Origin of the sequence: Lysobacter sp. Hz25, from assembly GCF_046097045.1 — a bacterium.
Taxonomy (GTDB): Bacteria; Pseudomonadota; Gammaproteobacteria; order Xanthomonadales; family Xanthomonadaceae; genus Lysobacter; species Lysobacter antibioticus_B.
On sequence record NZ_CP175666.1, the window covers coordinates 37,735 to 60,559 of the forward strand.

The 22,825-nt window shown below is 68.4% G+C and carries 21 protein-coding genes; 12 read left to right on the forward strand and 9 right to left on the reverse strand.

All coding sequences use genetic code 11. The annotated features are described in order from the left end of the window. Positions 1-105: 105 nt before the first annotated feature. Positions 106-753: a glutathione S-transferase family protein gene (locus ACKN61_RS00180; protein WP_408951767.1), complete on the reverse strand. Its 648-nt coding sequence runs from the start codon at positions 751-753 to the stop codon at positions 106-108. Between the two features lie 314 nt (positions 754-1,067). Between ACKN61_RS00180 and ACKN61_RS00185 the strand changes: the two genes are divergently transcribed. Then, the gene (locus ACKN61_RS00185) at positions 1,068-2,210 is read left to right on the forward strand and encodes a sensor histidine kinase (RefSeq protein ID WP_408951768.1); all 1,143 of its coding nucleotides are present in this window, start codon (positions 1,068-1,070) and stop codon (positions 2,208-2,210) included. Positions 2,211-2,223: 13 nt separating this feature from the next. Here the strand turns inward: ACKN61_RS00185 and ACKN61_RS00190 are convergent, their stop codons facing one another. From ACKN61_RS00190 to ACKN61_RS00200, 3 genes are all read right to left on the reverse strand, one after another. Continuing rightward, a complete protein-coding gene (locus ACKN61_RS00190) occupies positions 2,224-3,684 on the reverse strand; it encodes a sigma 54-interacting transcriptional regulator (RefSeq protein ID WP_408951769.1) in 1,461 nt (486 codons plus the stop codon). A gap of 271 nt (positions 3,685-3,955) precedes the next feature. Then, positions 3,956-5,008: a class 1 fructose-bisphosphatase gene (locus ACKN61_RS00195; protein ID WP_408951770.1), complete on the reverse strand. Its 1,053-nt coding sequence runs from the start codon at positions 5,006-5,008 to the stop codon at positions 3,956-3,958. 120 nt (positions 5,009-5,128) lie between these two features. Next, a complete protein-coding gene (locus ACKN61_RS00200; protein WP_408951771.1) occupies positions 5,129-5,620 on the reverse strand; it encodes a hypothetical protein in 492 nt (163 codons plus the stop codon). 188 nt (positions 5,621-5,808) lie between these two features. Here ACKN61_RS00200 and ACKN61_RS00205 point away from each other — a divergent pair, with 188 nt between their 5' ends. From ACKN61_RS00205 to dinB, 3 genes are all read left to right on the forward strand, one after another. Further along, positions 5,809-6,246 carry a hypothetical protein gene (locus tag ACKN61_RS00205; protein WP_408951772.1) on the forward strand — a complete coding sequence of 146 codons (438 nt, stop codon included), beginning with the start codon at positions 5,809-5,811 and terminating at the stop codon, positions 6,244-6,246. A gap of 180 nt (positions 6,247-6,426) precedes the next feature. Continuing rightward, on the forward strand, positions 6,427-6,861 hold the full coding sequence (locus ACKN61_RS00210) for a hypothetical protein (RefSeq protein ID WP_408951773.1): 435 nt from the start codon (positions 6,427-6,429) through the stop codon (positions 6,859-6,861). A 161-nt stretch (positions 6,862-7,022) separates the two neighbouring features. Continuing rightward, positions 7,023-8,093, forward strand: a complete 1,071-nt coding sequence (dinB, locus tag ACKN61_RS00215) for a DNA polymerase IV (RefSeq protein WP_408953905.1) — start codon at positions 7,023-7,025, stop codon at positions 8,091-8,093. 26 nt (positions 8,094-8,119) lie between these two features. On the opposite strand, the gene ACKN61_RS00220 is transcribed toward dinB, so the two are convergent. After that, positions 8,120-8,656, reverse strand: a complete 537-nt coding sequence (locus tag ACKN61_RS00220; RefSeq protein ID WP_408951774.1) for an N-acetyltransferase family protein — start codon at positions 8,654-8,656, stop codon at positions 8,120-8,122. Between the two features lie 300 nt (positions 8,657-8,956). Here ACKN61_RS00220 and ACKN61_RS00225 point away from each other — a divergent pair, with 300 nt between their 5' ends. The 5 genes from ACKN61_RS00225 (at position 8,957) to ACKN61_RS00245 (ending at position 14,066) form a co-directional block, all read left to right on the forward strand. Then, positions 8,957-9,622, forward strand: a complete 666-nt coding sequence (locus ACKN61_RS00225) for a response regulator transcription factor (protein ID WP_031374282.1) — start codon at positions 8,957-8,959, stop codon at positions 9,620-9,622. Further along, complete coding sequence (locus tag ACKN61_RS00230; protein ID WP_408951775.1) at positions 9,619-11,073, forward strand: ATP-binding protein; 1,455 nt, start codon at positions 9,619-9,621, stop codon at positions 11,071-11,073. The genes ACKN61_RS00225 and ACKN61_RS00230 overlap by 4 nt, the downstream gene beginning before the upstream one ends. 353 nt (positions 11,074-11,426) lie before the next feature. Next, positions 11,427-12,023, forward strand: a complete 597-nt coding sequence (locus tag ACKN61_RS00235; RefSeq protein WP_408951776.1) for a hypothetical protein — start codon at positions 11,427-11,429, stop codon at positions 12,021-12,023. A 23-nt stretch (positions 12,024-12,046) separates the two neighbouring features. Then, complete coding sequence (locus ACKN61_RS00240; protein ID WP_408951777.1) at positions 12,047-13,291, forward strand: NIPSNAP family protein; 1,245 nt, start codon at positions 12,047-12,049, stop codon at positions 13,289-13,291. A 76-nt stretch (positions 13,292-13,367) separates the two neighbouring features. Then, a complete protein-coding gene (locus ACKN61_RS00245) occupies positions 13,368-14,066 on the forward strand; it encodes a helix-turn-helix transcriptional regulator (protein ID WP_408951778.1) in 699 nt (232 codons plus the stop codon). Between the two features lie 250 nt (positions 14,067-14,316). Here the strand turns inward: ACKN61_RS00245 and sigJ are convergent, their stop codons facing one another. The 4 genes from sigJ to ACKN61_RS00265 form a co-directional block, all read right to left on the reverse strand. After that, entirely contained in the window at positions 14,317-15,204 is an 888-nt protein-coding gene (sigJ, locus tag ACKN61_RS00250; RefSeq protein ID WP_408951779.1) for an RNA polymerase sigma factor SigJ, read from the reverse strand. A 79-nt stretch (positions 15,205-15,283) separates the two neighbouring features. Continuing rightward, positions 15,284-15,715 carry a carboxymuconolactone decarboxylase family protein gene (locus tag ACKN61_RS00255; RefSeq protein ID WP_408951780.1) on the reverse strand — a complete coding sequence of 144 codons (432 nt, stop codon included), beginning with the start codon at positions 15,713-15,715 and terminating at the stop codon, positions 15,284-15,286. A 982-nt stretch (positions 15,716-16,697) separates the two neighbouring features. Next, the gene (locus ACKN61_RS00260) at positions 16,698-17,333 is read right to left on the reverse strand and encodes a response regulator transcription factor (protein WP_031374168.1); all 636 of its coding nucleotides are present in this window, start codon (positions 17,331-17,333) and stop codon (positions 16,698-16,700) included. Beyond that, the gene (locus tag ACKN61_RS00265; protein WP_408951781.1) at positions 17,330-18,436 is read right to left on the reverse strand and encodes a sensor histidine kinase; all 1,107 of its coding nucleotides are present in this window, start codon (positions 18,434-18,436) and stop codon (positions 17,330-17,332) included. The genes ACKN61_RS00260 and ACKN61_RS00265 overlap by 4 nt, the downstream gene beginning before the upstream one ends. Positions 18,437-18,596: 160 nt before the next feature. Between ACKN61_RS00265 and ACKN61_RS00270 the strand changes: the two genes are divergently transcribed. The 3 genes from ACKN61_RS00270 (at position 18,597) to ACKN61_RS00280 (ending at position 22,636) form a co-directional block, all read left to right on the forward strand. Beyond that, the gene (locus tag ACKN61_RS00270; protein WP_408951782.1) at positions 18,597-19,310 is read left to right on the forward strand and encodes a hypothetical protein; all 714 of its coding nucleotides are present in this window, start codon (positions 18,597-18,599) and stop codon (positions 19,308-19,310) included. Between the two features lie 163 nt (positions 19,311-19,473). Beyond that, on the forward strand, positions 19,474-20,841 hold the full coding sequence (locus ACKN61_RS00275) for an alpha/beta hydrolase family protein (RefSeq protein WP_408951783.1): 1,368 nt from the start codon (positions 19,474-19,476) through the stop codon (positions 20,839-20,841). Positions 20,842-21,235: 394 nt separating this feature from the next. Beyond that, positions 21,236-22,636 carry an FAD/NAD(P)-binding protein gene (locus ACKN61_RS00280; protein WP_408951784.1) on the forward strand — a complete coding sequence of 467 codons (1,401 nt, stop codon included), beginning with the start codon at positions 21,236-21,238 and terminating at the stop codon, positions 22,634-22,636. The last annotated feature ends 189 nt before the right edge of the window (positions 22,637-22,825 follow it).

Sequence of the window (22,825 nt, forward strand, 5' to 3'; positions counted from 1 at the left end):
ACGGGCTTCGTGCTCTGTCGTGCGCTCGCCGCTTTGTCAAAGGGGGCGATGCAAGAAAGGGAGCGCAACGGACGCACTCGTCTCTCAACGATAGCAATGCGGGGCTCAGCGCGCCGCAACCGCGGCCAGAGGCCTGCCTTCGCTCGGCCAGGGATCGGCCCAGGCCGGGATGCGCATCAAGTCGTCGAGCCAGCGCAGGATGTTCGCGAACGCATCGAGCGGCATGTCCGATTCGCGCCAGTAGGCCGCCATCGAGGCGAGTTGGAAGTCGGCGATGGTCAGCCGGCCGCAAGCCACGTAGCGGCGATCGGCAAGGTGGGCGTCGAGCACGCGGGCGAATCGGATCAGTCCCGCGGTTTCCGCCTTCAACAGCTCCAGGTCCGGCGGACCGAGTCCGAACGTGCTCTTGACCACGTGCTCGAAGTAGAACGGCGAGACCGCGTTCGCCCAGTGGCAGTCGTTCCACGACAGCCAGCGCAACACTTCGATCTGTTCGTCGGGCGAGTGCGCCGGCCACATGTCCGAGCCGTGCTTGATGCACAGGTAGGCCATGATCGCCGAGGATTCCCACAGCACCCGGTCGCCATCGACCAGCGTCGGCGCCTTGCAGTTGGGGTTGAGGGCGGCGTAGTCGGCGGCCTTGAGTTCGCCGGCCATCAGGTCTTTCTCGATCAGCTCGGCGTCGATGCCGAGGTGTTTGACCAGCGCCAGTACCCGTCGCGGTGCCTGGGCCTTGATCCAATAGATCCTCATATCGGTGCTCCGTCGTTTGCGGTGATATCCATCCGACGAACGGCAAGGCGGCGAATCGACGCGGCCGGGTCGCCGCGGCCGGCGCGATGCGCGTAGGCGACGGCTGCCGGAGTCGATGGCGCGGCCCCGGAATCCGATATAGGTAATTGATTTTAAAGAATATATCTATTCGTCCGCGGTGGGCAGCAGGCGCGGCGGCGGCGCGCGGTCTGGCGATACGCCGGCCGATCCGATGCCGGTGGACGGTTCCGCCCGTCCGCGGGCCGGCCGTCGCCACAACAGACTGAACAAGGGCCGCGTATCGTGCCGGAATGATGCATGAGTTCCTCACATCGAACCGCGCCGAGCTGATCGCCCGATGCCGGGTCAAGGTTGCCCGGCGCGCGCCGCCGGGCGTGCCGGAGGTGGAGCTGGAACACGGAATCACCGTGTTCCTGGAGCAGCTCATCAAAACCCTGCGGGTCGAACAGACGTCCGAGCCCTCGCGCAGCCGCAAGGTGTCCGGCCCCACCGGCGGCGGCAAGCCGGCCCTGTCGGAAATCGGCGAAACCGCGGCGCTGCACGGCAAGGAATTGCTGGCCCACGGTTTCAGCATCGATGCGGTCGTCCACGACTACGGCGACCTGTGCCAGGCGATCACCGACCTGGCGTTCGAACGCGGCGTGCAAATCGATATCGACGAGTTCCGCACGCTCAATCGCTGCCTCGACAATGCGATCGCCAATGCGGTGACCGAATTCGGCTATCAACACGATTTCGCCCTCGCCGGTCAGCAGGTCGACGTCCTGAACGAGAAGCTGGGCTTCTTCGCCCACGAACTGCGCAACCACCTTTGCACCGCGACGCTGGCGCTGTCGATCATCAAGGAAGGCAACGTCGGCCTGGGCGGCGCCACCGGCGGCGTGCTCGACCGCGCCTTGGTGAGCCTGGGCAACCTGATCGACCGTTCGTTGGCCGAGGTGCGCATGACCGCCGGGATGCCGGTGCATCAGCACCTGTTCTCGCTGGCCGATTTCATCGCCGAGATCAAACTGTCGGCGTCGCTCGAAGCGCAGGTCAGAAACTGCAGCCTGGCCGTCTCGAACGTCGACCCGCTGTTGGCGGTCGATGCCGACCGCGACCTGTTGTTGTCGGCGGTGGGCAATCTGCTGCAGAACGCGTTCAAGTTTTCCCATCCCGGCAGCGAGATCGTCCTCAACGCCTATGCCGCAGCCGACCGCATCCTGATCGATGTCGAGGACCGTTGCGGCGGGCTGCCGCCAGGCGATGCCGAGCGCTTGTTCCATCCGTTCACCCAGGCCGGCGCGGACACCAGCGGGCTGGGATTGGGCTTATCGATCGCCCGCCGCAGCATCCTGGCCAACAAGGGCGAGCTCAGCGTCCGCAACCTTCCGGGTTCCGGCTGCGTGTTCACCATCGACTTGCCGCGTCGTTCGCTGGAAGAAGCCAAGCGCTAGGCGAGGGCGCCGCTCAGGCGGTCTCGGCTTCCTCGGGCACGTCCTCTTCGTTGCTGCGCATGCCCAGCTTCTGCATCAGCCGATACAGCGTGACCCGCGATACGCCGAGTTCGCGCGCCGATTCGCCGAGGCGGCGGCGGTTGCGGTGCAGGGCGCGTTCGATCGCTTCGCGGGTGGCGGCGTCGCGCGCTTCTTCCAGGGTCATCGGCTGGCCGTCGCCGAGCGCGCCGATGCGCAGGTCGGCGGCGGTGATGTAGCGGCCCTCGGCCATCACCACGGCCTGGCGCACGCGGTTGATCAGTTCGCGCACGTTGCCCGGCCAAGTATGGCGGTGCATGGCGTGGCGTGCGCACGGCGAAAACCCCTTCAGGCCGCGGGTGTTTTCCTGCGAATAACGTTGCAACGCGTAGTCGGCGAGCAGGTCGATGTCGCCGCCGCGTTCGCGCAGCGGCGGCAGCTGCAGGCGCAGCACGCACAGGCGGTGATAGAGGTCGCTGCGGAAACGCCCCTCGGCGACGGCGAGGTCGAGGTCGTGATGGGTCGCCGAGACGATGCGCACGTCGACCTTGATCGGGCCTTGGCCGCCGAGCCGTTCGATGCTGCCTTGTTCGAGGAAACGCAGCAGCGAGGTCTGGCTGTCGAGCGGCAGGTCGCCGATTTCGTCGAGGAACAAGGTGCCGCCGTTGGCCATTTCGATGCGGCCGAGTTTGCGCTGCTGCGCGCCGGTGAAGGCGCCGCGTTCGTAGCCGAACAGCTCCGACTCGATCAGGTTGTGCGGAATCGCGCCGCAGTTGATCGCGACGAAGGGACTGCGCTGGCGGCGCGAATGGCGGTGGATCGCCATGGCCGCGAGTTCCTTGCCGGTGCCGGTCTCGCCGGCGATGAAGGCCGGCGCATCCGTCGATGCGGCCTTGTTCAAGATCCGGCACAGCGAGCGCATGGACTCGCTTTCGCCGACCATGCCGTCGACGTAGCTCGATGCGGCATCGTCGCTGTGACCGCAGGCCAGCGCGGCCATGCCGTAGGCGTGGCCGATCACCGTGTGCAGCACGGCCTCGGGGCAGGGCAGGGTGACGTAGTCGTAACAGTAGTCGCGGATCAGGCGCCGCACGATCGGGTCTTCGATCTGGTCGGTGGAGACGCCGGCGATCCAGCCGGCGTTATGCGCACTCAAGGCCGGACCGAGTTCCTCGAGATCGCGCGCATCGAAACCTTCGCGCAGATCGAGCAACACCGCATGCGGCAGGCGCAGGTTGGCGTGCAGCATGCGCAGCGCGCCGCGTGCATCGACCGCGCGGCGCAAGGTCCAGCCGAGGGTCTGCAACGCCGCCAGGGCGTGCATGCGCCCGGCACCGCCGGGGCTCAGATAAAGCAGTTCGCGGCCTCCGATGTCGCGCGCTATCGCAAGTTTCGGCGATGCCACGCCGTTGGTCGCGTAGCGACCCCCCAAGTCGCGCCGAGTGCTGTTCGACATTGCCGTTTCCCCGCGGCGCAAAGCGCCAGCAATTACTGCAAGTGATACTCCTAACGCACATTCGAAGCAAAGCCGGTCATCGGACGACCGGTCTTCGCCGCGATGCGCGTTTAGACAGCGGCGAAAAGTCGATTCAGTAATGGGAGCGGCGTGTTCAGCTTGGTGAGGAATGCGGTGCTGCGCAGCGGACCGTGCGAATCGTGTCCGTCGGTCCGGCGGCTCTCCCCGAGAGCGGGGAGAGCCGCCGTTTCAGAGGGCGCTCAAGCCTGGATCAAGCTTGTTCAGCATCGTGTTCGCGGTGGTAGCGCACTGCGGTTTCGACCTCGGTCTTGCTGCCGATGAACACCGGCACGCGCATGTGCAGGCCGGTCGGCTGCACTTCGAGCATGCGCTGGCGGCCGGTGCTGGCGGCGCCGCCGGCCTGTTCGACCAGGAAGCTCATCGGGTTGGCTTCGTACATCAGGCGCAGCTTGCCGCCCTTGTCGGCGCACTTGGCGTCGAGCGGATAGCTGAAGATGCCGCCGCGGGTCAGGATGCGGTGCACGTCGGCGACCATCGAGGCGACCCAGCGCATGTTGAAGTCCTTGCCGCGCGGGCCTTCCTTGCCGGCCAGCAGATCGGCCACGTAGGCCTGCATCGGCGGCTGCCAATGGCGCTGGTTGGACATGTTGACCGCGAATTCCTTGGTTTCCTCGGGAATGGTCATGTTGCGCGTGGTCATCACGAAGCTGCCGACTTCGCGGTCGAGGGTGAAGGCATGGGTGCCGTTGCCGATGGTCAGCACCAGCATCGTGCTCGGGCCGTAGGTGGTGTAGCCGGCGCAGACCTGCTCGGTGCCGGGCTGGAGGAAGTCCTTGTCGGCCGCCTGGGTTACGCCGTCGGGGCAACGCAACACCGAGAAGATGGTGCCGACCGAGATGTTGACGTCGATGTTGGACGAACCGTCGAGGGGATCGAACAGCAGCAGGTAGTTGCCGCGCGGGTAGACGTCCGGGATCGGGTGCGAGGTGTCCATCTCTTCCGAGGCCAGGCCGGCGAGGTGGCCGCCCCAGGCGTTGGCTTCGAGCAGGATCTCGTTGCTGAGCACGTCGAGCTTCTTCTGTGCCTCGCCCTGGATGTTCATGCTGGCTTCGCCGGGGGTGCCGGCTTCGCCGAGCACGCCGCCGAGCGCGCCCTTGCCGACCGCGATCGAGATGGTCTTGCAGGCGCGGGCGACGACTTCGATCAGCAGGCGCAGGTCGGGGTTGATGCGTCCGGCGCGCTGTTCTTCGATCAGATAGCGGGTCAGGGAAATGCTGCTGGGCACGGGGGAGGTGGCGGACATGGCGGGGACGGTGGCGGCGAGGGCCGCCATTGTCGCCGATGCCGTGCGCGCGGCGCAGTCCGGCCGGCGCCCATGTTCAGTCGGGGCCCATCAGTCGGGACGCAATCAGGCGGGGCGACGTCAGTCCGGACGCAGGCTGTCGGCTTCGCGGCGCAGATGGCGCTCGGTCACGCCGAAGGTCTGGGCCACCTCGCGCTGGCTGCGGCCGGCACGCACCGCGGCGCGGATGCCGACCCGGCGCAGGCCGACGAACACGCCCCAGGCCGAAGGGATCTCGATGGTGCCGGCGGCGCTGGCGCGCTCGAGCAGGCGCCGGTGGGTGGGAGCGTCCAGCTCCACCCCGAGACGGGTCGAGCAGGCCTTGCGGCTGCGCGACAGGTACAGCCGGCGGCCGCCGTGGCGGCGCACCAGCCGCAGCATGGCGTCGAAGCCTTCGAGCGCGGCGACCTCGGCCGCGACCCAGGGCAGCGACGACAGCACTTCGACCCGGTGCGCTTCGCAGAACCGGCAAAGGACTTCGAACTCGACCGATTCCGGTTCCGGCAGGCCGGCGAAGCAGGGATGCGTCTCGATGGCCGCTTCGTCGGCGTCTGTGCGTAGAGAGATAGTCATGTCCGCCAGAACGCGGCGGGCGCGCGCTCGTGAAGCATCGAGGGCGATGCGCAGGGCGAACAGCGACCCATGCACCGCTCTCGTGTTCGAGCGCGAGGTAGGCACTGCGACGGCGTCCGCATCGCGTTGCGGTTCACAAGACGAGACCGGCGCAGCATCGGCTGCGTTCCACCGACAGGAGAGTGAAGATGCGGTACTGGATCTATCGTGGCTACTCGCCGCTCGCCATCGGCGAATGCGAATGGGCCAGCGGGCAAGCGGTCGTTCCCGTCAACGGCCGGGCCGCGCCTACGGTGCAGTTCAGCGACTCCGCTTTCTCCATCGGCATCGTCGCCAGCAGTGCCGATGCCAGCCAGATCGTCGGCATCCATCTGGCAATGATGGGCGCCGGGCAGGACGTGTTCAGCGTAAACGACGTGCCTGGCGTGACCGCGCTGTTGAGCGATTTCCCGAAGGATCGGACGATCGTCGGCCAGATCGGGCTCTGGCAGGAAAATATCGGACTGGCCTTCGATGTTCTGGTCGATGCCTTGGAGAATCCGAGGCAATCCGATCAGGGCGACGGCATCTACGGCGCGGGGCTCGACAGCGCCGGCCAGCTGCAAGTGCTGTTTCAGCCGAGCTAGCGGCCGCGGCCGCGCCGGGGAAACCGCGACCGGAACCGTCGCTGCGATCGGATGCGCGCTGGACCGGATTCGACTCGAAGCGGGCGCTGCGGACCGCGTCCGCATATCGCGTCGCGATCGGGGGCGCTAGAACGAACTCTGGCGCGGCATCGGTCGCGTCCGACCAATAGGAGAGTTCCGATGGCTTACCGGATACACCAGGGCAACGATCCGCTCAACATCCGCGAATGCGAATGGGCCAGCGCGCAGGCGATTCTTCCCGCCGACGGCCGGGACGTGCCGACGGTGCAGTTCGGCAATTTCACCTCCTGCATCGGCATCGTCGCCAGCAATACCGATGCCAGCCAGATCATCGGCATCCACCTGGTCATGGTCGGTCCCGACGGCCCGTTCAGCGCCGATGACGTGCCGACGGTGATCGAGCTGCTGGCGGACTTTCCCGAGAATCGGAGCATCGTCGGCCAGATCGAGTGGTGGCAGGACAATGTCCCGGAGGCGTTCGCCGCTTTGGTCGACGCGCTGCCGAACGCGGGACAGTCCGATCGGGGCGACGGCACCTATGGCGCCGGCCTCAACAGCGTCGACCAGCTCGAAGTGCTGTACGAGCCGCTCTGAGCGTTGCGGCGTCTGCATCGCGCGCTGGAACCGGTTCATGCGGATAAGCGCCCGACACGGCGCAAGCAGGCAGGCGGCGAAGCGCTACCATGGTGCGTTAGTCTGTCTGCCCCGGTGCCGTGTCCGAATCCGCGCCCAGCCGCAAAGTCCTGCACGTCGACATGGACGCGTTCTACGCGTCGGTCGAGCAACGCGATGCGCCGGAATTGCGCGGCCAGCCGGTCGTGGTGGCCTGGCGCGGCGCGCGTTCGGTGGTGTGCGCGGCCAGCTATGAGGCGCGCAAGTTCGGCGTGCGCTCGGCGATGCCGGCGGTGCGCGCCGAACGCCTGTGCCCGCAGGCGGTGTTCGTGCCGCCGGACTTCGTGCGCTACAAGGCGGTCTCGCGCCAGGTGCGCGAGATCTTCGCCCGCCACACCGACCTGATCGAACCCTTGTCGCTCGACGAGGCCTATCTCGACGTCACCACCACCAAGACCGGCCTGCCGTCGGCGACCGCGACCGCCGAGGCGATTCGCGCGGCGATCCGCGAGGAAACCCAGCTGACCGCATCGGCCGGGGTGGCCTCGAACAAGTTCCTGGCCAAGATCGCCTCGGACTGGCGCAAGCCCGACGGCCTGTTCGTGATCCGCCCGCATCAGGTCGAGGCCTTCCTGGCGCCGTTGCCGGTCGGACGCCTGCCCGGGGTCGGCAAGGTCATGGAGGCCAAGCTCGCCGAACTCGGCGTCAGTGTGGTCGCCGACTTGCGCGCGCTCGGCGCGCTGGCGCTGGAGCAGCGCTTCGGCCGCTGGGGCCGGCGCCTGCACGAACTCTCGCTGGGCATCGACCACAACGCGGTCGAGCCGGAGCGGCCGACCCTGCAGGTGTCGTCTGAGGACACCTTCGAGCGCGACCTGCCGCTGGAGCAGGTCGAGGCCGACATCCGCCGGCTCGCCGGCAAGACCTGGGCCGGCTATCAACGCGAGCTGCAGCGAAGCCCGGGGCGGGTCGCGCGGACCGTGGTGCTGAAGCTCAAGACCGCCGACTTCCGCATCCTCACCCGCAGCCTGACCGCGGCGCATCCGCCGACGGACGAGACCGAACTGGCCGACATCGCCTGCGCGCTGCGCGCGCGGGTCGAGCTGCCGGCGCAGACCCTGTTCCGGCTGGTCGGCGTCGGCCTGTCGGGTTTCGCCGAAGACGAGGACGGCGCCGTTCAGTCGGATCTGTTCGAGCGCGAGCCACGGTCCGACTGAGGGGGCAGCGGATTTGCGTTCGAGGCTCAGGCTCCGGCGGTCTCGCTGTCCATCCGCACCACGTAGCGCATCGCATCCATACGCAACGCGCGCACCGGGGCATCGGCACCGCGCGCGGCGTCGCTCCACACCGGCGACTGGCATTGCAGGTTGAGGCAGCCGAAGCGGCGTGCCGCATCGAGCGCCTGGCGGAACAACTCGGCCTCGATGCCGCGATCGCGCCAGGGCGCGCGCAGATAGGGGTCGTCGAGCTGCAGGCAATAGGCGCGTTCGAGCATCGAGAAGCCGGCGGTGGCGCTGGCGTAGCCGACGTGCAGGCCGTCGACCTCGGCGATCCAGGCCCAGGCGCCGAACGGCGGCTCGAACAGCACTTCCATCAACTCCAGCGCATCGCTGCGCGGCGGGCCGTAGGGCCGGCGTTCCAGGGCCAGCTGTTCGGCGTGTTCGTTGCACAGCTCGATCAGCACGGCGGCGTCTTCGCGGACCACCGGGCGGACCACGAGACCGGCCAAGGTCCTGGGCGCGAGGGCGGACGGGTCGGGGGCGGCAAGCTGGGGCTTCATGGGCGGTGGATTCCGGGAGGGGGAGGAGGCGGTACGGGCAGGGGCATCGGCGCTGCGTCGTCGTCGCCGCGGCGGCGCGGACGCGGGCGCGTCGATCCGCGCCGGCGGGGGTAGCATCGTCGGCAGCGGTGCGCGCGAGGCGCCGACAGCGGCGGCGAAGAACGGCGGGGCGAGCATGGCGAGGCTCCTGACCGGGATGCACGGGATGCAGCGCATCCTGCGCGCCCGCTTTTAAGAAGTTTTTAATCGTGCCGGCGCACTGTGCGGCCGGCGATGCGACAAGGTGACGCAAGGCGAGGCATGAACATCCTGCTGGTGGAAGACGACGCGATGCTCGCCGAGGCGGTGCGCGCAGGCCTGATACACGACGGTTGGCGCGTCGATTGGGTCGCCGATGCGCCCTTGGCGAAGACCGCCCTGGTCGATCACGACTTCGACGCGGTCCTGCTCGATCTCGGCTTGCCCGGTGGCAGCGGCCTGGGCGTGCTGGCGACCCTGCGCGGCCGTTACGACGCCACCCCGGTGTTGATCGTGACCGCGCGCGACAAGCTCAGCGAACGCATCGCCGGGCTCGATGCCGGCGCCGACGACTACATCGTCAAACCTTTCCAGCTCGACGAGTTGTGCGCGCGCCTGCGCGCGGTGATGCGGCGCAGCCAGGGCCGGGTTTCGCCGGTGCTGAGCTGCGGCACGGTGGTGCTCGACCCGGCGCGGCGCCTGGTCACCCGCGACGGCGAACCGGTCGCGCTGAGCGGGCACGAGTTCCGCACCCTGATGCTGTTGCTCGAACGCCAGGGCCGGGTGGTCACCCGCGAGCAACTCGAGGAAGCCGTGTACGGCAGCTCCGGCACCATCGAAAGCAACACCATCGCGGTGTACGTGCACCAGCTGCGGCGCAAGCTCGGCGAACACCTGATCGTGACCGTGCACGGCTACGGCTATCGCGTCGGTGCGGGGGCGGCATGAGCGCACCCGCTGCGCCTGCACCCGCGACGCCTGCGCCGGCCGCGCCCGCGGCGGTCGCCGACAAACGTTGCCGCGGCACGCGCTCGTTGCGTTGGCGGCTGACCTTCGTCCTGATCAAGAGCGTGCTGCTGGCCTGGTTCGTGTGGATGGGCTGCCAGATCTGGCAGCTCGGCCGCGAACACACCGGCTTTCTCGACAACTCGCTGCGCGAGATCGCCGAGCAGGTGCTGGCGTCGATGCCGGAAGGCTTGGAGCGCCTGCCCTCGCGCGATCCCAAGCGGGTCACCGTGCCGGTCGCCGCCGATCGCAAGATGAGCTTCCAGGTGTGGGCGCAGGGCCGCAACGTGGTGTATTCGGCGGCCGCGCCGCTGGAACCGTTGAAGCCGGACTTCCGCGACGGCTTCGCCCGCCGCGAGATCCATGGCGAGCGCTGGCAGGTCTACAGCCTCACCGACCGCCAGCGCGGCCTGGTGGTGCAGGTCGGCCGCACCAAGCAGATGGCGATCCAGGAACTGCAGGGCTGGATCCTCGGCAGCCTGCTGGCCGCGGCGCTGATCCTGGTGGTGTTCGGCCTGGCGATGTGGATGGTGATCGGGCGCTCGCTGCGGCCGCTGACGACCTTGCGCGACACCTTGCGCCAGCGCCCGCCGCTGGACTTGACGCCGCTGCCGAGCGCCGAGCTGCCGAACGAATTCCGGCCCCTGGTCGACGCCTTCAACAGCCAGCTCGAACGCGTCGACACCGCGGTCCAGCACGAGCGCCGTTTCATCGCCGACGCCGCCCACGAACTGCGCACGCCGTTGGCGGTGCTCAGCACCCATGCCGAGCTGGCCTTGCGCGCCGACACTCTGGAAGAAAAGAACGCCGCGTTGCTGCGCTTGCGCGCCGGCGTGCAGCGCAGTGCGCGCCTGTCCGAACAGCTGCTCGACCTGGCCCGGCTCGATGCCGGCGAGGAATCGGTGCGGCTGGCGCCCTTGGACCTGTCCGACCTGATCGTGCTGGTGATCCGCGACTTCGAGACCCTGGCCCGCGAACGCCGCCAGCGCATCAGCCTGCGCGCCGAGCCGACCCGCTTGCTCGGCGACGTCGACCAGCTCGGCATCCTGCTGCGCAATCTGATCGACAACGCGGTGCGCCATGCCGGCGCCGACGGCACCATCGCGGTGTCCTGCCACGCCGATGGCGACGGCGCGGTGGCGCTGTGCGTCGCCGACAACGGCCCGGGGGTCGCGGTCGACGATTGCCAGCGCATCTTCGACCGCTTCTATCGCGCCCCGGGCAGCCCCGATGGCGGCAGCGGCATCGGCCTGTCGCTGGTTGCGCGCATCGCCCAGACCCACGGCGCCCGCATCGAATGCGGCGAAGGCCTGGAGCGCGCCGCCGACGACCCGCGCGGCCCCGGCCGCGGCTTCGAAGTGCGGGTGCTGTTTCCGGCGGCACCGGTGGTTTGAGGGGGGCGGTCGGGGCCGGAGCAACGGCAACAGCAACAGCAACAGCAAATCCCCCCTGGCCCCCCTTTTCCCAAGGGGGGAACTCGGAGTGCTGGAATAGCGGTTCCTGGTTGATTCGCAAGCGCGGTCGATTCAAGGCGTGCTGATCGGCTCGTGTCATCCGCCCGATCCGATCGAAACACCCCCGAAGCATTCCCCCCCTTTGAAAAAGGGGGGCCGGGGGGATTTGCCCTTGCTTGCGCTTTCGCCCTTCCCCCCGCCCTGCTGACAGCAGGCTGGCAGCAGCCCCCGCGCACAGTGACGGCGTGCGATCGGCACGGCCTGGCCCGACGCGGCCACGGGGGAAGCGCGAGATGGACCGGCAACGACGATTGATCCTGCAGTTGGGGGCGAGCGCGCAGCTCGCGGCGATGAGTTCGGTGCTGCAGGCGACGCCGTTCGCCGAGGCTGCGACGGCGCCCGCCGGCGGCCCGGCCGCGCCCGACCACGATGGCCGCCACGATTTCGACTTCTATCACGGCCGTTGGCAGGTCAAGAACCGACGCCTGGCCAAGCGCCTGGTCGGCAGCGATGACTGGATCGAGTTCGACGCCACCGACGAATGCCGGCCCATCCTGGGCGGGCTCGGCAGCGTCGACCGCTACCTCACCGCCTGGGGCGGCGGCATCGAAGGCTTCGCCCTGCGCCTGTACCAGCCGGCGACCAGGCTGTGGCAGGTGTACTGGGCCAGCGACCGCGACGGTGTGCTGGAAGCGCCGCTGAGCGGCGGCTTCCGCGACGGCATCGGCGTGTTCCATGGCCTGGAGGCGCACGAAGGCCGGATGCTGCCCTCGCGCGCGACCTGGTCGGAGATCACCGCCGACAGCGTGCGCTGGGAGCAGGCCTTGTCGGCCGACGAGGGCCGCAGCTGGGAAACCAACTGGGTCATGTGGATGACGCGGCAGGCTTGAGTTTTCTTTCGAGGGTTCGAGCGATGAACGATACGAGCACGGCCGGCGACGGCCGCCACGACTTCGATTTCCTGCACGGCCGTTGGCAGGTCCACAACGAACGCCTGCGCGAGCGTCTGGCCGGCTCCGACGATTGGCAGATTTTCCCGGCCACCCAGACCTGTGCGCCGGTGCTCGGCGGGCTCGGCAATGTCGACGCTTTCGTCTCCGACTGGGGGCGCCCCGGCGCCGAGGACGGCTTCCAGGGCATGACTCTGCGGCTGTTCAACCTCGAACGTCGGCAATGGAGCATCTATTGGGCCGGCAGCCACGACGGCGTGCTCGAACCGCCGGTGGTCGGCGGCTACGAGCACGGGGTCGGCGTGTTCTATGGCGAACTCGAACACGAAGGCCGGCCGGTGTTGGCCAAGTTCGTGTGGAGCGACATCAGCGCCAACACCGCGCATTGGCACCAGGAATTCTCGGTCGACGGCGGCGCCAGCTGGGAAACCAACTGGCATATGTGGATGCACCGCAGCGACGAGCACGGCCGCCTGCTGCACGAGGACGCGGTGATCGAGCTGCGCCAGTACCGGATGCAGCCGGGCCGTCGCGACGACCTGATCGAGCTGTTCGAGCGCGAATTCATCGAACCGCAGGAAGCGCTGGGCATGCACGTGATCGCGCAGTTCCGCGACCTCGACCAGACCGACCGCTACACCTGGCTGCGCGGCTTTCCCAATCACGCTTTGCGGGCCGCTTCGCTCGACGCCTTCTACGGCGGGCCGATCTGGAAGCGCCATCGCGATGCCGCCAACGCGACCCTGCTCGACAACGACGACGTGCTAATGCTGCGGCCGTTGCGGCCCGGCTCGGGGTTCGCGGTTGCGCCGAGTGCACGCGCGCCGGTCGGCAGCAGCACGAGCGGCGAGGGTGTGGTCGCAATCGGCATCTGCGAACTGGGCGCGCCGGCCGAGGACGGCTTCGGCGAGCTGTTCGAGCAGCGCTTCGCGCCCTTGCTCGGCGCCGGCGGCGCCGAATTGCTCGCGACCTATGTCAGCGACCCGTCGCCGAACGGTTACCCGCGCCTGCCGGTGCGCGAGGGCGAGCGGGTGTTGGTCTGGTTCGCCCGTTATGCCGACGAAGCCGCGCAGCGCGCTCACTTCGCCGCCCTGGACGGCGACCCGCGTTGGCGCGCGCTGCTGGCCGACGCGATGCTCGGCGACCTCAGGCGGGCGCCGCAGCTGCTGCGGCTGGCGCCGACCGCGCGTTCGGAGCTGCGGGCATGAATGCCCGCAGCGACGGACGAACGGCGAACCCCGCGCCGCCGCTTGAGCCCGGCGCGGCGGCGCGGGATCATGCCGGATGCGCCGCGCCGACCGCCTGTTCCTGCTGATCCATGCCCTGCGCGGACGCCGTCATGCGATCACCGCCCAGCAACTGGCGCAGACCCTGGAAGTGTCGCTGCGCACGGTCTACCGCGACGTCGCCGACCTGCAGCGCTCCGGCGTGCCGATCGAGGGCGAGGCCGGGGTCGGCTATCTGCTGCGCAAGGGCGCGGACATTCCGCCGCTGATGTTCAATCCCGACGAGCTCGAAGCCTTGGTGGTCGGCACGCGTTTCGTGCGCGCCTTCGGCGGCGAGCGCCTCGGCCGCGGCGCGACCGCCGCCTTGCTCAAGATCGAAGCGGTGCTGCCGCCGGAGTTGCGCGCGCGCAGCGCCCGCACCCGCATCTTCGCCCCGCAGCTGGATAACCGCATCGAGGCCAGCGGCCTGATCGACGCCCTGCACGGCGCGGTGCTCGAACAACGCGTGCTGCGCGTGGTCTACCGCGACGGCGAGGCCCGTGGCAGCGCACGCGAGATCGAACCGTTGTGCCTGTCGTTCTGGGGCGGCAGTTGGACCCTGGGCGCCTGGTGCCGCTTGCGCACCGATTTCCGCAGCTTCCGCCCGGACCGCATCGTCGAATACGCCGCCACCGGCGAGAGTTTCGTCGACACCCGCGAACGCGGCCTCGATGCCTATCTGCGCTCGGTCGGCGTTGCGACGACGGATTCGGGGTGACGGGATCGCCGTGCGGAGCTAGAGCAAATCCCCCCTCCCCCCCCCTTTTTCAAAGGGGGGAACAGCACGTGGCTTTATTGAGGGAGCAACCTGTGGCCTTCAGCCGGACAAGCTGGCTAGGTCATCGAGGGTATAGCGATTCGTCGAGGCCGACGGGCATCCCCCCTTTGAAAAAGGGGGGCAGGGGGGATTTGCTGTTCCCGATTCCCGATTCCCGATTCCCGATTCCCGATTCCCGATTCCCGAACCCTCAACGAATCTTCACCGCCTCCAACCGCGCCAGCTTGTCGGGGTTGCGCATGATGAAGATGTCGCGCAGGCGGTCGTCTTCGTCGTAGCCGAAGCTCACCGCCGCTTCGATGCGGCCCTCGCGTTCGAGGATCACGCCGCGCGAGCCGTTGAGGTCGACGAAGGTCCAACGGTCGTTGCGGCAGGCCGGGTGCAGGATGCGTTCGATGAAACCCAGCACCGCGTCGTGGCCATGCAGCGCTTCGGCCGCGGCGGTGACCTTGCCGCCGCCGTCGGCGCGCAGGGTGATCTGTTCGGACAGCAAGGCCGCCAGGGGCGCGGTGCGGCCCTCGGTCAATGCGGTCTCGAACGCGGCCAACAACTGGTCCTGCTGCTCGGCCGGGGTGACGTGGCGAACTTTCTCCTGCTCGACGTTGGCGCGCGCGCGCTGCACCAGCTTGCGGCAGGCGGCCTCCTCGATCTCCAGGGTGCGGGCGACGTCGGCGTAGGACTGCTCGAAGATCTCGTACAGCAGATAGGCCGCACGCTCCTTCGGGGTCAACCGTTCGAGCAACAGCAGGAACGCGGTCGACAGCGACGAGGCCAGCGACAGCTGCTCGTCGGGACGCTCGGCGGCGGCGGTCTGGATCGGCTCGGGCAGCCAGGAGCCGACGTAGTCGACGCGGGTGCGGTGGGCCGAGCGCAGCAAGTCGATGCAGCGACGGGTGCAGGCAGTGGTCAGCCAGGCAGCGGGGTTGTCGATGCCGCTGCGGTCGGCGTCCTGCCATTTCAGGAAGGTGTCCTGGACCGCGTCTTCGGCGTCGGCGCGCGAGCCGAGGATGCGGTAGGCCAGACCGATCAGCATCGGCGCCGATTGCGCGAACAGTTGGGAGTCGTCGGAAGCGTTCATGAGTCGGTTCGGGGGCGGGCGCTTGTGCGCCCGCGTCTAGCGGCGATGGGGGGGGCGAGTATGCGCGGGATCGCGGCCTTCAGTGCTTGGACACCTGCAACCGGTTCCACAGATTGATCATCGCCACCGCCGCGGAAATCGCGCCGATCAGCTGCTCGCTGTAATGCTCGCGCAGGGCTTCGCGCAACGCGCCGTAGTCGGTGCGCTCGTCGAGCGTGGTCAGGGCTTCGGTCCAGGCCAGGGCGGCGTGCTCGGCGGCGCTGAAGTCGGCGACATGGCGCCAGACCACCAGACGGTCGAGGCGATCGTTGCTCTCGCCGTCGGCGCGCGCCTCGCGCAGATGCATCTTGACGCAGAAGGCGCAGCCGTTGATCTGCGAGGCGCGCAGCTTGATCAGGTGATAGATCGGCTTGGCCAGGCCCAGGCCGGCGACGGCGGCCTCGACTTGGCCGAGCTGGGCCAGGATCTCGGGAATCTCGCGTTCGTACTTGATCGGGGCGGTGGTGCTCATGGGGCGTTCTCCGGTGGGTATTGAGTGGCTTATACCGGTTCGACGATCCAGGGTGTTGCCGTGTGACATCCCGGGCGAAAAACTTCTGGAGGCCGCTGTGGGACATGTTCGATCAAGCAGGAGACCTTAGCTCTTGGCTTTAGGAGCTTGGCGGCGTATCGATCTCGCGAGATCGCCTGGAAACCCGGAGGGCGGCCCGCAGGGACGCGGGCCGTTTTTCATCGGGACAGGGATGTCCCGTGTGAAAAATCCCTGCGAATGCATCGCTCGTGCGGGCCGGTGATTCAAAGAAAAGCATTTTTCTTTGGTTACCTTTGACCGAAGGGAATCCAGACGGACTTTTGTTGCTTATGACAGAAGAAAGTAACCCGCCGCTTTAGTGGCGGAAGCTTTTGGCGTTTGATCTAGATATTGATCTTGCTTGAGCGAGGCGCCGCAAGATCGCCACAGCGTGGTCGCGGCTTGCGCCGCTCCTACCCTGACAGGCTGCGGCTCGTCTCGGCGTGAGATTGATGCATCGCAGTCGCGGCTCACGCCGCTCCTACAGGGAAGGATTCGCTGTGCTTCGTTCTTCAAGCAAGTGCAGAGCTTCCGTCCGCTGACGCGGCCGGGTTACTTTCTTTTGCTGGCCCAAAAGAAAGCTAACCAAAGAAAAGGCCTTCCTTGACGAAGCTCCCCTGCGAGCACGCAGCTCGCGCCGGGATTTTTCGATAGGACATCCTTGTCCTATCGAAAAACGCCGCACGTCCTGTGCGGCGCCCTCCGGGTCTCCAGGTGTTCTCGCGAAGTCGGTACTGCGCCAAGCTCATCACAGCAACAGCAACAGCAACAGCAACAGCAACGGCATACAGACCGTCAAGGTCTGCGCCGCTCCTACTCGAAAGCGCTTGCCGACCTTATGTGCTCGTGATGCGCTTCTACGATTCCCGATTCCCGATTCCCGATTCCCGATTCCCGATTCCCGATTCCCGATTCCCGGCCCTTAAATCACCCGCAGCGTGATCGCCTTCAGCACCGCGCGGGTGCGGTCGCGGGTGTCGAGTTTGTCCAGGATCACCGAGACGTAGTTCTTCACCGTGCCCTCGGCCAGGAACATGGCGCGGGCGATTTCCTTGTTGGAGTAGCCGCCGGCCATCAGCCGCAATACCGACACCTCGCGCTCGGTGAACAAGGCGCGCGGGGCGTCGTCGGCGTGGTAGCGGTAGCGCGCGCGGACCGGTTCGGTGCTGACCGGCTGCAGCAGCACTTCGCCGGCGGCGACACGCACGATCGCATCGCGCAGGTCTTCCGGGGCGGCGTCCTTGAGCAGGAAGCCCTGCGCGCCGGCTTCGGTGGCGCGCAGCAGCAACTCGCTGTCGTCGAAGGTGGTCAGCAACAGCACCGGGGTGCGATCGCCGCGTGCGCGCAGGCGCAGCAGGGCGTCGATGCCGTCGAGGCCGGGCATGCGGATGTCGCTGAGGATCACGTCGACCGGGGTCTCGGCGAGGCGGTCGAGCAGGGCCTGGCCGTCGTCGGCCTCGAAGGCGATGCTCAGGCCCAGGCGTTCGAGCAGGGCGCGCAGGCCGGCGCGCACCAGCATCTGGTCGTCGGCAAGGGCGATGCGCAGAGGTTCGCTCATCCCGGCAGCCTCGCGTCGATGCGCATCGCGCCGCGCTCGTTGCGGGCGAAGCTCAGGCTGCCGCCGGCCGCGACGATGCGTTCGCGCATACCGGCCAGCCCGTTGCCTTCGCGCAACGTGCCGCGCATGCGGCCGTCGTCTTCCACGCGCACTTGCAAGTGCGCGCCGTCGCGCTGGATCGAGACCCGCACGCGTTCGGCATCGGCGTGGCGCGCGCTGTTGGTCAGCGCTTCCTGGACCAGCCGCAGCAAGGTCTCGGCAAGGGCGGGGTCGGTCAGGTGGATGCGCTCGTCGATGTCCAACTCCAGTGCCGGCCTCGGCATCGGTGCGGCGAGAGCGCGCAGGGCGGTGGCGAGGTCGAGGCCGCGCGAATCGCGCAGGGCCTGCACCACGTCGCGGATGTCGCCGAGCAATTCGCCGGCCAGCCGCTGCGCCAGCTGCACTTCATCGCGTTGGCCGAGGTCGGGCTCGGCGGCGAGCGCGCGCAGGTTCAACATCATCGCGGTGAGCTTGTGGCCGGCGACGTCGTGCAGTTCGCGCGCCACCCGCAGGCGTTCGGCGTCGCGCGCGCTGTCGGCGAGCAGGGCGCGCGTGGCGAGCAGGTCGGCATTGACCAGGGCGAGCTGGTCGCGGGTGTGTTCGGCGCTGCGTGCGTAATGGGCGACCATCGCCGCGAAGCCCTGGAAGCCGGCGAAGATCAGGGTCACCACCAGCGGCGCGCTGTGCCCGGCATGGCGCATGATCAGGTACAGCGCCAGGTTCAACAGCAGCGCCACGATCAACACCGGCCGCGGCGGATAGACCAGGGCGAGGTGGGCGATCAGCACCACCAGCAAGGCCGGCGAAGTGCCGCCCTTGGGCGCGAGCCAGCACACGGCCAGCGCGCACAGCGTCTCGACCGCGAACAGCGCCAGCTTCCAGCGCGGGCGCGACGGCGGGATCAGGTCGCTGGCGAGAAAGCTCAGCAGGAAGCCGATCATCGCCGCCCACTGCGCGACCTGGTCGCGGGTGCCGTCGTGGCGCAGCGACAGGGCCACCGCCAGCCAGGTCAGCACGGCGGGCAGGTTGATGGCTTGGAAGATCACGCGCAGGGCGGCAGGCATGCCGGGATGCTGCGCGTGGGCGTGCGCAGTGGCAATGGCCGCGGCGCAGAAAGTGACTTCCGGCAGGGTGAAGTCCTGACTCCTGGGCCCTGCCGCCGCCGCTGCCCGCGACCACCATGGCCTCACCCGGTAACCGCGCCGGACGCGAGGAGACAGCGCCATGGCATCGGCCTACGAATGGATCAAATACCTGCACATCGCGATCGGCTGCCTGGCGCTGATCGGCTTCTGGACCGCGGGCCTGGCCCGCAAAGGCAGCCCGTTGCATCGGCGCGCCGGCCAGGTCTTCCTGATCGCGATGACCGGCATTCTCGTCACCGGCGTGCCGATGGCCTGGCACAAGTGGCAGGGCGGCCAGCCGATCACCGCCGCCTTCCTGGGCTATCTGCTGGTGATCACCGCCACCGGCGTGTGGACCAGTTGGCGCGCGATCCGCGACAAGCGCGACGTCGTGCGCTACACCGGCCCGGTCTATGTCGCCCTGGCCGTGTTGTCGCTGCTGTCGGGCACGGCCATCCTGGCGCTCGGCCTCAAGGTCGGCGCGCCGCTGTTGAGCGGCTTCTCCAGCATCGGCTTGTTCATCGGCGCCGACCTGCTGCACAAACGCTGGCGCCGCGACCGTCTGGCGCAACGTCCGCGCTGGTGGCTGATCGAGCACTACACCGCGATGCTCGGCAACGGCATCGCCACCCACATCGCCTTTCTCGGCATCGGCCTGCCGCGCCTGCTGCCGGCGATCGACGGCGTCGCCCTGCACTACGCGGCCTGGTTCGGCCCCTTGGTGGTCGCAGTCGGCGCCAAGGTCTGGTTCGACCGGCGCTGGAAGCCGGCCGCGGCGGCGGTCGCGACGAACGCGACGCGCGGCATCGCATGAGGTTTCGCCGTCGCCGTGGCCCGGATCGCAGCGCGGGCGAGGCGATCACAGCGCGCGGCAAAAAGAAAGTGTCGACGGTTGAGCCGAATCCGGCCGATGGACCTGCAACCGGAAGAGCGGACGGCGCATCTCACCATCACTCTTCACCGAAACGGCAGCGCTCATGAACCGATCCGTCCTGTACCGCCACGTCCTGCCGATCGCGCTGTTGGCGAGCGGTAGCGCCCTCGCCGCCGAGCCCGCGGCCAAAGCGCCCGACCCGGCCGCGGCGCAGGCGCAATGCCACACCGGCGCCTATCGTCTCGACGACGATCGCGTGGTCGATGTCGCCCGCACCAGCGCCGCCGGCGTGTTGCGCTGGCGCCTGCTCGACGGCAGCACCGGCAAGCTGGTGCACAAGGACGGCGCCTGGACCAGCACGCGCGGCTGGACCGACCAAGCCGACGGCGTCGCGGTGTCGTTCGGCGATTGCGCCGACGGCCGCATCCGTTACGCCGGCCACGACGGCCGCAAGCTGAAATTCGACGTCACCGAAACCCGCTTCAAGGGCAACGGCGTCGACCTGCGCGGCCGCCTGGTGTTGCCGCCCGGCGAGGGCCCGGTGCCGCTGGTGGTGCTGGTGCACGGTTCGGAGAACTACTCCGGCGTCGACATGTATCACCTGCAGAACCTGTTCCCGGCCAACGGCGTCGGCGTGTTCGTCTACGACAAGCGCGGCACCGGCGGTTCCACCGGCAAGTACAACCAGAACTTCTACCAACTCTCCGACGACGCCGCCGCGGCGTTGCGCGAGGCCAAGCGTCTGGCCGGGCCGCGCGCCGGCCGCACCGGCTTCCAGGGCGGCAGCCAGGGCGGCTGGGTCGCGCCGCTGGCGGCGAGCAAGGAACCGCAGGCCGAGTTCGTCGTGGTCGGCTTCGGCCTCGCCGACGGCGTGCTGGCCGAAGACCGCGACCAGGTCGCGATGGACCTGCGCGCGGCCGGCTTCGGCGATGCCCAGACCCTGGCCAAGGCGCGCGAAGTGTCGGATGCGACCGGCCTGATCGCCTCCAGCGACGGCCAGCGCGGCTGGAAGGAACTCGATGCGGTGCGCGCCAAGTACGCTGCGCAGCCGTGGTGGAAGGCGCTCAAGGGCGAGTACACCGGCCTGGTGATCACCCACACCCGCGCCGAAGTGCTGGCCGAGCTGGCCAGGCAAGACGTCGATGTGAGCTGGGACTACGACCCGATGCCGGTGCTGCGCAGCCTGCCCGCGCCGGAGCTGTGGATCCTGGGCGGCTCCGACGTCGAAGCGCCGTCCGACGAAACCCAGAAGCGCCTGATCGGATTGGCCGGCGAAGGCCGTCCGATCACCAGCGTGCTGTTCCCGCAGGCCGATCACGGCATCCTCGATTTCGAAGTCGACACCAAGGGCGAGCGCCAGCACACCCGCGTCGCCGAGGGTTACTTCGCCATGCAACTGGACTGGATCAAGCACGGCAAGTTGGGCGGCCAGCCGTACGGCAAGGCGAAGGTGCTCGCCGAGGCGAAGTGAGGGGAGCCCGATTTGGCGGGAACGACGGAAGCTAGGTTTTCCCGCGTTCCCTTCCGGAGTCATCACCGCGAAGGCGGTGATCCAGAGGCTTCAGAGCCATGCTTCGGCGAAGCCCCGGGTATTCGGCTCCGCCGAAGTAGCGCGGAGCCGTCTACGCGGGAACGACGACTGCAGGGTTCGACTTCACTTCTCCCAACGTTAGACAAGCGAAGCCATCGAACCCAAGCTGCGAACCCCATTGCAGTTCGATGTCTGCGCTCATACCCGATCGTCATGACGACGTTCCACATGGTTCGCGCGTCTTTACGCAACGGTAACCCGCGCTTTACGCATCGGCGCGGGCGATCCACTAGAACGGAAGCTCCTCGGTATCGTCTCGCGACAGGAGCACCTCATGCGGATCACGATCGTCGGAGCGGGTTTCAGCGGCAGTGCGCTCGCCAGCGAATTGGCGCGGCAGGCGGGGCCGGGCGTGGAGCTGTGCCTGATCGGGGTAGCCGACAGTTACAGCCGCGGCGTCGCTTACGGCGAAGCGCGGCCCGAACATCTGCTCAACGTGCGCGCCAGCGAGCTCGGTGCGACGCCCGACCAACCCGGCGCCTTCGCCGACTGGCTCAACCTCAGCGACCGCGCGCGGGTCAGTTATCTGCCGCGATTGGCCTACGGCGAATACCTGCATGCGCAGTTGCAGACCGCCGTCGCCGGCAGCACCGCGGCGTTCAACCAGATCCGCCAGGAAGCGATCGCGGTCGAACGCGCCTCGGCCGGTTTCCGCGTGCACCTCGCCGATGGCAGCGATTTCCTCAGCGATCGCGTCGTGCTCGCGGTCGGCGCCCTGCCGCCGCAAGCCTTGGCCGGGGTCGGGCCGCGCCTGGCGATCCATCCGAGTTATCTGAATTGGCCGTGGCAGGACGGCGCGATCGACGCGATCGCCCCGGATGCGCGGTTGTTGATCGTCGGCACCGGCCTGACCATGGCCGATGTGGCGACGACCTTGCAGCGCCGCGGCCATCGTGGCCCCATCGTGGCCTTGTCGCGGCACGGCCTGCTGCCGCGTGCGCACGGCGATTACCCGCCGCCGCCGATCGCTCTGCCGCCGGCGGTGTTGCAGGCGCTGCACACGCATGCGCCGCGCGAGGTCTTGCGCGCCTTGCGCACCCTGGCGCCGGTGGTGGACGACTGGCGCAGCCTGGTCGATGCCTTGCGCCCGCATCTGCAGGACTTCTGGCGCGGCGTGCCACTGCCGCAACGCGCCAGTTTCCTGCGTCACCTGCGTTCGTACTGGGAGGTCGTGCGTCACCGCATCGCGCCGCAACTGGCCGAACAACTGCAGGCCCTGCGCGAAAGCGGTCAGCTGCAAGTACGTGCCGGCCGCTTGCTGCGCGCGCGGCGCGGCGACGACGCGGTCGAGGCCCTGATCCGCGAACGCGGCGGCACCGCCCTGCACAGCGAGCGCTACGACGTGCTGATCCGCGCCACCGGGCTCGACACCGACGTCGAACGCACCACCCATCCGCTGGTCGCGCATCTGCGCGAATCGGGTCTGGTGGCGGCCGATCCGCTGGGATTGGGTTTGAAGGTATCGGATCGCTTCGAAGTGCTCGACAACAAGGGCGGCGCCGTGCGCGGTCTGTATGCGATCGGGCCCTTGTTGCGGGCGCAGCTGTGGGAAATTACGGCGGTGCCGGAGTTGCGCAGCGCGGCGCGGGAGTTGGCTGGGCAGTTGCTTTCGGCTACCGCGGCGGCGCGTGCTGCGGGCGCTGCGGGCGCACAGCGGTTGGCCGTTGCCGGTTGAGTCCCCTGTTCCTACAGGGCTGAGGTTGGATGGGCGCTCTGTTCTTGGGTAAGAGCGACGCGAGCCGCGACCGCCACGCTTCGGTCTCGCGTCGTACTCGCCGCCCTTTGTAGGAGCGGCGTGAGCCGCGACGCGGGACACGCAGAGGCGACAACGCCGATGTCGCTCATCGAAGCGGCGTACTTTCGC